The sequence below is a fragment of the Streptomyces sp. NPDC043870 genome, from assembly GCF_056435785.1.
The window spans coordinates 27,744-37,535 of record NZ_JBWKDT010000053.1 but is presented as its reverse complement, the minus strand read 5'-3'; the positions used below and the strand labels follow the sequence as shown (position 1 = coordinate 37,535).

Sequence of the window (9,792 nt, the reverse complement as noted above, 5' to 3'; positions counted from 1 at the left end):
GGGGGTGGAAGAGAAGCCGGTTCGCTTTTCCACCCACGCTCACAAACACTTCCAAGCCCCGGCCCCCCCCCCCCCCCCCCCCGCCCCCCCCCCCCCCCCCCCCCCCCCCCACCCCCGGGCAGTTCACGCCGCCACGGTCAGCGCGTCCTCACCGTGCGGAGGCGGCCCGGTCTCCTGCGCACCGCAGGGCCGGTCGGCTTCGTACAGCAGGTCGGCCAGCGCCGCGCGTGCCCGGGCGACCCGGGAGCGCACCGTACCGACGGGACAGCGGCAGAGCGCCGCCGCCTCCGCGTACGGCAGCCCGACCAGCTGCGTCAGCACGAACGCTTCACGCCGCTCCTCCGGGAGCGCCGCCAGCAGTTCGGCCAGCGCCACGCCTTCCTCGAAGCCGGGCAGGCCGCGCGGCTGTGCGTGTTCGACAGCCGTCTGCCAGTCGGCGGTGTCCGCCGGCCGGGGCCGGGCGGCCGCGTGGCGCAGGCTGTCGACGACGGTCCTGCGCGCGATGGTCAGCAGCCAGGTGCGTGCCGACGAACGCCCCTCGAAACGGTGCAGGCTGCGCAGCGCCCGCAGGAAGGTGTCCTGGGTCAGGTCGTCGGCGGCCTGGGGATCGGCGCTCAGGTACGCCACGTACCGCCATACGTCGCGGTGCAGCGCCCGGACGAAGCGTTCCACCGCTTCGGGGTCGCCACCGCGGGCGTCCAGGGCCCAGTTGGTGACGGCGTCTTCGCCGTGTGTTCGGGGGTGGTGCTCGGTGCCACGGGGCGGGCAGGGCAGGGCAGACGTCATCGCCTCAGGTCCCTCTCGGTGTCCAGGGATTCCGGCGCGCGGTGGGACGCACGGCCGGTACTCGTGTCGTACGGCCGCGCCTTCGGGCGGGGCCGGGGGAAGCCGGCTGTCAGAGGACAGCGGGTACGACAGGAGGCCCTCGTGAGGTGATGGCGAAGACGAGCAGTTGCAGGCGCGGAGCGCGTGCGTCGGCGTCCCGGCGGCGGCGCGGACGGCGGGGGCGGCGCGGGAGCGCGGACAGGCGGAGCAACAGGAGCCGCAGAGATACGGCGAGCCGGCCGGCGAGGCCGCCCAGCACGCGGAAGGCACCGCGCATGCGGGTGGCGGCACGGACACGGGTCGCGGCCCGCTCTCCCTGGGCGAGCCACATCCCGGACAGGAGAGCGGCCAGCGCGTGCGCGGCGAACATGCCGAGGGGCGACATGCCTGCCATGTGCTGGCCGGTGGCCGCGATGTCGTGGGCCATGCCGGCCATGTCGTGGGTCATGCCGGCCATGTCGTGCGCGACCGTGACATCGGCCGGACCGGCCATGTGGTGATGGACAGCCACGTGGCCGTCCATGGCGAGGCCGTCCATGCCGTGGCCGTGCATGGGGAGGTCGTCCATGCCGTGGCCGTCCACGGCGGTGCGGGCGGGTGTCTGCACCGTGCCACATGTGACATATTGCGCCCACTGCCGGGCCAGCGACGGACCGCCGGGCAGCGCCGGACGGGCCGCTGCCTGAGCGAGTGAGAAGCCGGCGTGCAGCAGTGCCTGCGCCGCCACCGCGGCCGATGTGACCAGGAGCGGGCCGCGTTCACGCCGGGCGAGTCCCCAGGCCCCGGCGGCCGTCAGGACGAGCCCTCCCGCCACGGCCCCCAACGGGACCGCGGTGTCGGACATGACGGCATGCCCCAGGGCCGTGAGCAGCGCGCAGACGGCCGCGAACATCACGGCCCGAATCGCTCGCGTACATCGCCCTGTCGTCATGGCGGCCTCATCCTTGCATCCGCTCCACGGATTTCCACCCGCCGGTTACGGAAAAGGCCGCGCGCGCAGCTCAGCTGATCGGCTGTGACACAGCACACAACACTCCCGGGGAACTCGCCTGCCTGTCCACACGACTCCTGACGGGGCCTCATCAGGCTCCGTCCTGCCCCGTCCTGCCCGGGCACGACAGCGGGACACGGCAGCGAGACATGGCAACGGGACACGGCAGCGGAGGGCATGTGGGGACCAAACCGGGGACCATACAGAGCGACGGTCCGCCCGGCGCGGGTGGCGGTGCGGCCGGGGCGCCACTGACGGCGCTGCTGACCTGCGCCATGGCCTTCTCGATGATGCAGCTGTTCCTGCTCGGTGCGCTGGGCCCCCGGCTGGTGGACGCCCTCGGCATCTCCCCCACCGTGCTGGGCCTGACGACGACGGTCGGCTTCGGCGCCGCGGCTCTCCTCTCCCCGCTGGGCGGGCGGCTGGTGGACCGCGCGGGCCCGAGGCGCAGCCTGGTCGCCCTGCTGCTGGTGACGGCGATCGCACTGGCACTGATCGGTTCGGCGTCCGGTGCCGGACTGCTGCTCGGGGCGGTGGCGCTCGGTGGCCTGCCGCAGGCGCTCGCCAACCCGGCGACGAACAAGGCGATCCTGGCCGCCGTGCCACCCGAGCGGCGCGGGCCGGTCACCGGGATGAAGCAGTCGGGTGTGCAGCTGGGCGCGTTCGTCGCGGGGCTGCCGCTGGCGGGGCTCGCCGCGGTGGCCGGATGGCGGGCGGCGGTCTGGACGGCGGCTGCCGCGGCGGTGGCCGCGGCCGCGTGGTCGGCGCAGGCCCTGCCGCCCGATCCGGCTCCGCCGGCCCCCGGGCTGCGGTCCTCCCTGGTCCCCCGTGACACCGTGGCCTGGCTGCTGTTCTTCTCGCTGCTGCTCGGCGGCGGCATCGCCTCCGTGAACACCTATCTCGCGCTCTACGGCACGGAGCACCTACGGCTCTCCGCCACGCCGGCCGCCGCGCTCGTGGCCGTGCTCGGCATCGCGGGCATTGCGGGCCGCATCGGCTGGTCGAAGGTCGCCGGCGCGCCGGGACGCGCCCGCCGGCTGCCCGGGCTGCTGGCGTTCGGCGCCGTCGCGGCGGCACTCGTCCTGGCCGGTTCCTCGCGGTTGCCGGCCCTCGTCTGGGCTGCGGCGGTGGCCGTCGGCGTGTTCGCGGTGTCCGCCAACGCCGTCTCCATGGTGCTGGTCATGCAGCGCTCCGCGCCCGGCCGGGCGGGACAGGACTCCGCGCTCGTCTCGGCCGGGTTCTTCGCCGGCTTCGCCCTGGCGCCGCCGCTGTTCGGCCTGCTGGCCGCGGACGGCCGATGGACCACGGGCTGGCTGCTGGTCGCAGCGGAGTTCGCGGGTGCGGCGGTCGTGGCGGTGGTGTGGGCGGTACGCGACGGCACCCGCAACGGCCAGGAACGAAACAGCCAGGCATGAGACGGCCAGGATTGAACGGCGGGCATGACTGGGCCGGCCCGGCCCTGAACGCCGTCCTGGCAAGGGTCGCCCGCACCCGCGCCGAGACCGGCGACCGCTTCCCCCTCCACGCCGATCCGACGAGCGCCCGCTGGACCACCACGGCCCGCGGATCCTGGACGGGAGGATTCTGGGCCGGGCTGCTGTGGCTGCGAGCCCTGCGCACCGGCGCCCCGGCGGACGCCGCCGCGGCCCAGGAGTGCACGCTCCGCCTGGAACCGTGGCTGACGTCGGACACCGCGACCCGCGGTCTGATCCTCTGGTACGGCACGGCACTTGCCCTGCCGCCCGCAACCGCCGGTTGCGAAGCCCTGACCGACGCGAGCGGCTCGTCTCCGAGCAGCCCGTCTCCGAGCAGCCCGTCTCCGAACGACCCGTATCCGAGCGCTTCATCTCCGAACGGCCCGCTTCCGACCGGCCGGACGAACGGTCGGGCGCACGGCCCGGGTTCGCACTCCGCTGCGGAGCCCCCGGCCGGCGCCGACCTGTGCCGGCCGGGCGGAACACCCGGCGGCCACACCCATGATCTACGGCAGCGTGGGGCCGCGGCTCTCCTGCAGGACTTCGATCAGGAACTGGGCCTCGTGCCCTGGGGCGAGGCGTTCGGCGGGCCGCGGCTGCGGGCGCGGGCGGACGCCGTCCCCGGAGTCGTACAGCTGCTGGCCTGCGCCGGACCGGAAGGGCGGGCCGCCGCCGCATCGCATCTGCGGCAGCATCTGGACCTCTGCGCGCAATCGCCGTGTTCCGCCTGGGAGTTCGGCCCGCAGGAGGCGACCTGGTCCCCGCTGCCTGCGCCCGCCCCGGGGTGGAGCCGGGGCCGGGCATGGCTGTTGCTCGCGGCGGCCGACGGGCTGCGGCACCTCGGCGGAACGGCCTGGCATCCCGCTCTCGCGGAGCTGGTCGCGGCCGCGGTGGACCCGTCCGCTGCGCCGGTCCCGCCCGCGGATTCGGCACGGCCCGACGGACCACTGGACACCTCCGCCGCGGCCATCACCGCGGTCGCCCTGCTCAAGCTTGCCGACGAGCCCTACGAGCCCTACGAGCTCCACGACATCCACGGCCTCCACGAGCCCGACGATTCCGCCGGGTCCGCCGGGTCCGCCGGGTCCGCCGGGTCCGCCGGGTCCGCCGACAAGTCCTACGGGCCGGCCTCCCGGCAGCTGCTGAAGTCCCGCGCGGCGGACATCCTCCAGCGGCTCGCCATGGTGCACATGACCACGGACGGCCGACTGCTGGACGGCTGCTACGACGCCGGCAGCGGCGCTGCGGACGGCACCGCGGACGGCATCGCCATCCGCCACGAGCTCATCTGGGGATCCTTCTTCTTCGCTTACGGACTCGCCGCGCTGACCGGCCTCGTGGACGTCCACGCCGTGTGACCCCGTGACGACGCCTGACCCCGTGACGACGTCTGCCGTCCCGTCACGGCTCTCGCAGGACCCTGCCCGCCACGGACACGATGTGGAGTTCGTCGGGACCGTCGAGGATCCGTGCCGTCCGGCCCGTGCGCAGCAGAGCGGGCAGCGCCGTGTCCGGTCCGAGGCCCGCCGCGCCGTGGACCTGGACGGCCGCGTCCGCGACCTGGTGCAGCATGCGTGCGGCAGCGACCTTTGCGAGGCCCACCTCCACATGCGCGTCACGTCCGGCAGCGATCCGCGCGACCGCCTCGTACACAAGGGGGCGTGTCGTGCGCAGCGCGAGCAGGGCGTCGAAGACGTGCTGCTGGACCAGTTGGAGCTGGGCGAGTTGTCCCTTCGACCGGGTGCGCGCGACGGCCCGGTCGCGCATGAGTGCGTACGCGCGCCGCGCCTGGCCGAGCCAGCGCAGACAGCGCAGGGTTCGGCCGAGCTGGAGACGCTCGGCGGCGATGTCGAGGGCCTGGCCCGGTGAGCCCAGCACATGGTCGTCGGGGACGGCCACCCCGTCGAACTCGATCTCGAATTGGCCGCCCGCCCCGAGCACGGGCAGTTCGCGGACGACGCGGAAGCCGGGCGAGCTGGTGGGGACGAGGAGGAGGGAGAGGCCTGAGCGGTCACCGGGCGAGCCGTCCGTCCGGGCCAGTACGGTCACCAGGTCGGCGCTGCCCGCTCCCGTGACGAACCATTTCCGCCCGCTCACGATCCAGCCGCCGCCGGGCCGGCGTACGGCCGTGGTGGCGGTCAGGAACGGGTCCGTGCCAGGGGTTTCGGGCTCGGTCATCGCATAGCAGGTGCGCAGCTCCCCGGCGGTCAGCCGCTTCGGGTACCGGTCGCGCACGTGGGACGTGCCGTGCCGGGTGAGCATGAGCACGTCCAGGAGGGGGGCGGAGCCCAGCACCGACGGCCCGTGATCGCTGGCCCCTTCCGCCTCGGCGACATGCGCGTACGAGGCCAACGGGAGCCCCTGGCCGCCGAGTTCGACGGGCAGTGGCAGCGCCCAGAGCCCGGCCCGGCGGGCGCCGTCCTGGAGTTCGCGCAGGGTCGCTGCGGCCGCCGGGCCGCCCGTGTCCAGTTCCGGCTCGTGCGGCATGACCCGTCCGCTCACGTACCCGGCGACCCGGTCCCGTACGTCCCGCACATCGTGCGGGCACTCCGGCAGTCCGCGCTCCGCGTCCGTCACCCTGCGCACGTACATCACTCCAACCGTCCGGGAACCAAAGGGAACAGCTGTCCGACTGCCTGTCCCGTGGAACTGGTCGGGTGCGTGTGCTCCCGGGTTCCCGCGAGGAGAGGAGAAGCGACGCATGGCGTCACCAGCGACCACTCGGCGGGCTCAGCCGCTCGAGGGCCTTCGTACGCGGCAGGGACCGGAAGACCCGGCGGGGCCGCGTGCCTGCGCGGAGCTCGTCGCCGGACATCTGCGGCTGCTCGGCGCGGAGCCGAAGCCGACGGCGGGGGCGGGGGCCGGCGGCGAAGTGGCGGCCTCCGGCTCCGCGCTCACCGTCGAAGGCCCTGGTTTCGCGCCCGTCACGGCTCGCATGACCTGGGCCGATCCGGTCCGCACCGCCGACATCACCGACGAGGCCACCGCCCAGGCCGCGACCGGGATCATGGCGGTGCACGGCCGCAGGGACAGCGCCCCGCGGGGACTCGCGGCCGACTACGCGTCCACCGCCACCGCCGTCCTCACCGTGCAGGGTGTGCTCGCCGCGCTCGTCGGCCAGGCGCGCGGCCGGACCGTCACCGAGGTGGCGACTTCCGTGGACCGGGCGGGGCTGCTGACGGTGTCCCAGTATCTGGCCGCCGCCGGGGCGGAGGAGCCCGAGGCGGCCGCACTCTCGCCCGGCGGGCCGCCGTTCACGTCCTGCGACGGCACGGTCTTCGAGCTGGAGACGTTGGACCCCGGTGCCTGGGCGATGTTCTGGCGGTCGCTGGACGCCCCGGAGGACGCGATACGGGCGGGCTGGCGTCCCTTCCAGTTCCGGTACGCGACCGCCTGCGCGCCCTTCCCGGACGCCCTGCACAGCACGGCCCGTACGCAGCCGTGGCAGCGGATACGGCAGGCGGCGGCCGGCTCCGGCGCCCAGGTCTGCGCGCTGCGGCCGCTGTCCTCGTACGACATCCCGGACGGGCCGCCGTGGACGCTGACGCCGTACGGCTCCGGCCCTGTCCCGTCCGCCCTCCCGCTCCCGCTCCCGCCCGGCACGCGGGAGCTGCCTCTCGCCGGGCTCACCGTGCTGGAGGCCGGGCGCCGTATCCAGGCGCCGCTCGCCGCGCATCTGCTCGGACTGCTCGGGGCGGACGTGGTGCGTGTCGAGCCGCCCGGTGGCGACCCGTTGCGCGGTATGCCGCCGGCCTGTTCCGGAGTGTCCGCCCGCTGGCTCGCGCTCAATCGCGGGAAGCGGGCCGTCGAGGCCGACATCAAGTCGGCGACGGGCCGGGCCGTTCTGCGGACGCTGGCCGCGGAGGCCGATGTGTTCCTGCACAACTGGGCGCCGGGCAAGGCGGCTCAGCTCGGGCTCGACCACGAGGACCTGGCGGCGGTGAACCCGGCGCTGGTCTACGCGTACACGGGCGGCTGGGCCGGACGGCTGCCGGACGCGCCCATGGCCACCGACTTCATGGTGCAGGCACGCACGGGCGTCGGCGAGGCCGTACGCCCCGCCGACGAGCCGCCGGTCCCCTCGCTGATGACCCTGCTCGACGTCCTGGGCGGGCTGCTCGGCGCGGAAGCGGTGCTCGCCGCGCTCCTGCTGCGTGAGCGCACCGGGCACGGCGTGCGCGCGGACTCCTCCCTGCTGGGTGCGGCCGAACTCCTCACGGCGCCCGCCCTGGCACGGCTCACCGCCGGGCGCGCGGCACGCCACCAGGCCGGTTTCCGCCGCCCTCTGCGTGCCGCCGACGGCTGGATCGCACCGTCCGACGCGTGCGCTGCCGTGGCATCGGCGTACGACGTGGGCGCACTGACGACCGCCCAGGGCGTCGAGCTGCTGCGCGCGCACGGCCTCGCGGCGACGGCGGTCGCGGACGTGACGGCTCCGGCGTACCCGAACACGCCGCCGCTCCCGGCAGACCCGGCCGACCCGCCCAGCCCACCGGCCGAGCCGACCGCACCATCCGAAGCAACCGCACCATCCGAAGCGACCGTGCCGACCGCGCCATCCGCAGCGGCCCAGGCGGACGCCGCCGCTGACACCACCGGCACCACCACCGGCACCACCGGCACGGGCACGGGCACCAGCGCCGGCACGGGCACCTCGCCCTGCGGGCCCGGCCTTCTCTCCGACCCCCGGTTCGCCTCCGGCATCACCCGCGACACGCACGGCGCCCCCGTCGTCCCTTCCCCCTGGAGCTTCGTATGACCGCCGCACTGCGTGATCTGCTCCCCGCCGAGCTGCGCCGTTCCTGGGCCGCCGACGGCAGCTATCCCGACCTCGACCTCTACAGCCTCTTCCGCGCCCACCGGTTCACCGAGATCCACCGCACCGCCGTGATCGACGCCAGAGGGACGCTCTGTTACACCGCGCTCGACCGCAAGGTGCGATGTCTGGCCGCCGGTCTCGCCGAGGCCGGCATACGCGCGGGTGAGGTCGTCGGCGTACAGCTGCCCAGCGGGCGGAACGCCGTCATCGCCGATCTCGCACTCGCCGCGCTCGGCGCCGTCGCCCTGCCGTTCCCCGTCGGCCGCGGCGGCCGGGAGGCCGGGAGCCTGCTGCGGCGCTCGGAGGCGGTGGCCGTCATCGCCGCCGTCGAGCACCGTGGCTGCGGGCACGCCGCCGAACTGGCCGCGCTCGCGCACCGGCTGCCCGCCCTGCGCACCGTGATCGCGGCGGGACCCGGCGACATCCCCGACGGCGCCCTGTCGTTCTCCGCGCTGCTGCGTACGGACGCGAGCGGGTTCGGTGCCGCGCGGCCCGACCCCGACGGAGCGGCCCGCATCCTGGTCTCCTCCGGCTCGGAGGCGGAACCGAAGATGGTCGCGTACTCGCACAACGCGCTGGCCGGCGGCCGGGGCAACTTCCTCGCCTCGCTCCTGCCGGAGAGAACCCCGCCGCGGTGTCTGTTCCTCGTGCCGTTGGCCACCGCCTTCGGCTCCAACGGCACCGCGGTCACCCTCGCCCGGCACGGGGGCACCCTGATCCTGCTCGACCGTTTCACACCGGAGGCGGCGATCGAGGCGATCAGGGAGCACCGGCCGACGCACGTCCTGGGCGTGCCCACGATGATCCGCATGATGCTCGACCATCTCGACGGCACCGGCGAGGCGCTCCCCGCGCCGACGGCGCTGGTCCTCGGCGGCGCCCCGCTGGACGCGGTGACCGCGGCGGACGCCCAGCGCGCCTTCGGCTGCCCGGTCGTGAATCTGTACGGTTCGGCGGACGGCGTGAACTGCCATACGGGCCTCGACGGTGAGCCCGTACGCGCTTCGGGGCAGGGCGTGCTGGCCGGGCGCCCCGACCCCCTCGTCGCCAGCATCCGGATCGTGGGGCCCGATATGGCGGACATGCCTCCCGGCCGTACCGGCGAGATCATCGCGAGGGGCCCGATGACCCCGCTCTGCTACGTCGGCGCGCCCGAACTGAACACCCGCTACCGCACCCCCGACGGCTGGGTGCGCACCGGCGACCTCGGCCTGCTGGACGAGGAGGGCATGCTCCATGTCGTAGGGCGCCTCAAGGACGTGGTCATCCGCGGTGGCGCCAACATCAGCCCGGCCGAGGTGGAGCGGGAGCTCGCGACGCATCCGGCGGTCCGGGACGTGGTGTGCGTCGGCGCGGCCGACGCGCTGATGGGCGAGCGGCTCGCCGCCTGCGTCGTACCCCGTGGGCGTCGGATCCCCACGCTTGACGAGCTGTGTGCGCATCTGACCGCACGCGGGCTCGAGCGCCGCAAGCACCCGGAGCATCTGCTGGTGGTGGCGGAGCTGCCGTTGACGCCCGCGGGCAAGCCGGACCGTACGGCGCTGCGGGAGCGGGTCGTCGCCGGAGTCCGCGCACACTGACAGAACTGCGGGGGGGGGGGGGGGGGGGGGGGGGGGGGGGGGGGGGGGGGGGGGGGGGGGGGGGGGGGGGGGGGGGTGGGGGGGGGTGCGTCGCCGGTGGAG

The 9,792-nt window shown here is 75.0% G+C and carries 7 protein-coding genes; 4 read left to right on the top strand and 3 right to left on the bottom strand.

Annotated elements, in window-relative coordinates:
• Positions 1–123: 123 nt before the first annotated feature.
• Together AC0699_RS35525 and AC0699_RS35520 are read right to left on the bottom strand one after the other, a co-directional pair.
• Entirely contained in the window at positions 124–786 is a 663-nt protein-coding gene (locus tag AC0699_RS35525; protein WP_478668983.1) for a sigma-70 family RNA polymerase sigma factor, read from the bottom strand.
• A 109-nt stretch (positions 787–895) separates the two neighbouring features.
• A complete protein-coding gene (locus AC0699_RS35520) occupies positions 896–1,756 on the bottom strand; it encodes a hypothetical protein (protein WP_478668979.1) in 861 nt (286 codons plus the stop codon).
• A 239-nt stretch (positions 1,757–1,995) separates the two neighbouring features.
• Between AC0699_RS35520 and AC0699_RS35515 the strand changes: the two genes are divergently transcribed.
• Entirely contained in the window at positions 1,996–3,231 is a 1,236-nt protein-coding gene (locus AC0699_RS35515) for an MFS transporter (RefSeq protein ID WP_478668975.1), read from the top strand.
• Positions 3,228–4,649, top strand: coding sequence for a sugar ABC transporter permease (locus AC0699_RS35510; RefSeq protein ID WP_478668971.1), 1,422 nt, complete (start codon positions 3,228–3,230; stop codon positions 4,647–4,649). The genes AC0699_RS35515 and AC0699_RS35510 overlap by 4 nt, the downstream gene beginning before the upstream one ends.
• 43 nt (positions 4,650–4,692) lie before the next feature.
• Here AC0699_RS35510 and AC0699_RS35505 read toward each other — a convergent pair whose 3' ends face one another.
• A complete protein-coding gene (locus AC0699_RS35505; RefSeq protein WP_478668967.1) occupies positions 4,693–5,883 on the bottom strand; it encodes an acyl-CoA dehydrogenase family protein in 1,191 nt (396 codons plus the stop codon).
• A 109-nt stretch (positions 5,884–5,992) separates the two neighbouring features.
• On the opposite strand from AC0699_RS35505, the gene AC0699_RS35500 reads away from it, so the two are divergent.
• Together AC0699_RS35500 and AC0699_RS35495 are read left to right on the top strand one after the other, a co-directional pair.
• Positions 5,993–8,050 carry a CoA transferase gene (locus AC0699_RS35500; protein WP_478668964.1) on the top strand — a complete coding sequence of 686 codons (2,058 nt, stop codon included), beginning with the start codon at positions 5,993–5,995 and terminating at the stop codon, positions 8,048–8,050.
• On the top strand, positions 8,047–9,690 hold the full coding sequence (locus AC0699_RS35495) for a class I adenylate-forming enzyme family protein (RefSeq protein ID WP_478668960.1): 1,644 nt from the start codon (positions 8,047–8,049) through the stop codon (positions 9,688–9,690). Before AC0699_RS35500 ends, AC0699_RS35495 begins: the two co-directional genes overlap by 4 nt.
• Positions 9,691–9,792: the final 102 nt, after the last annotated feature.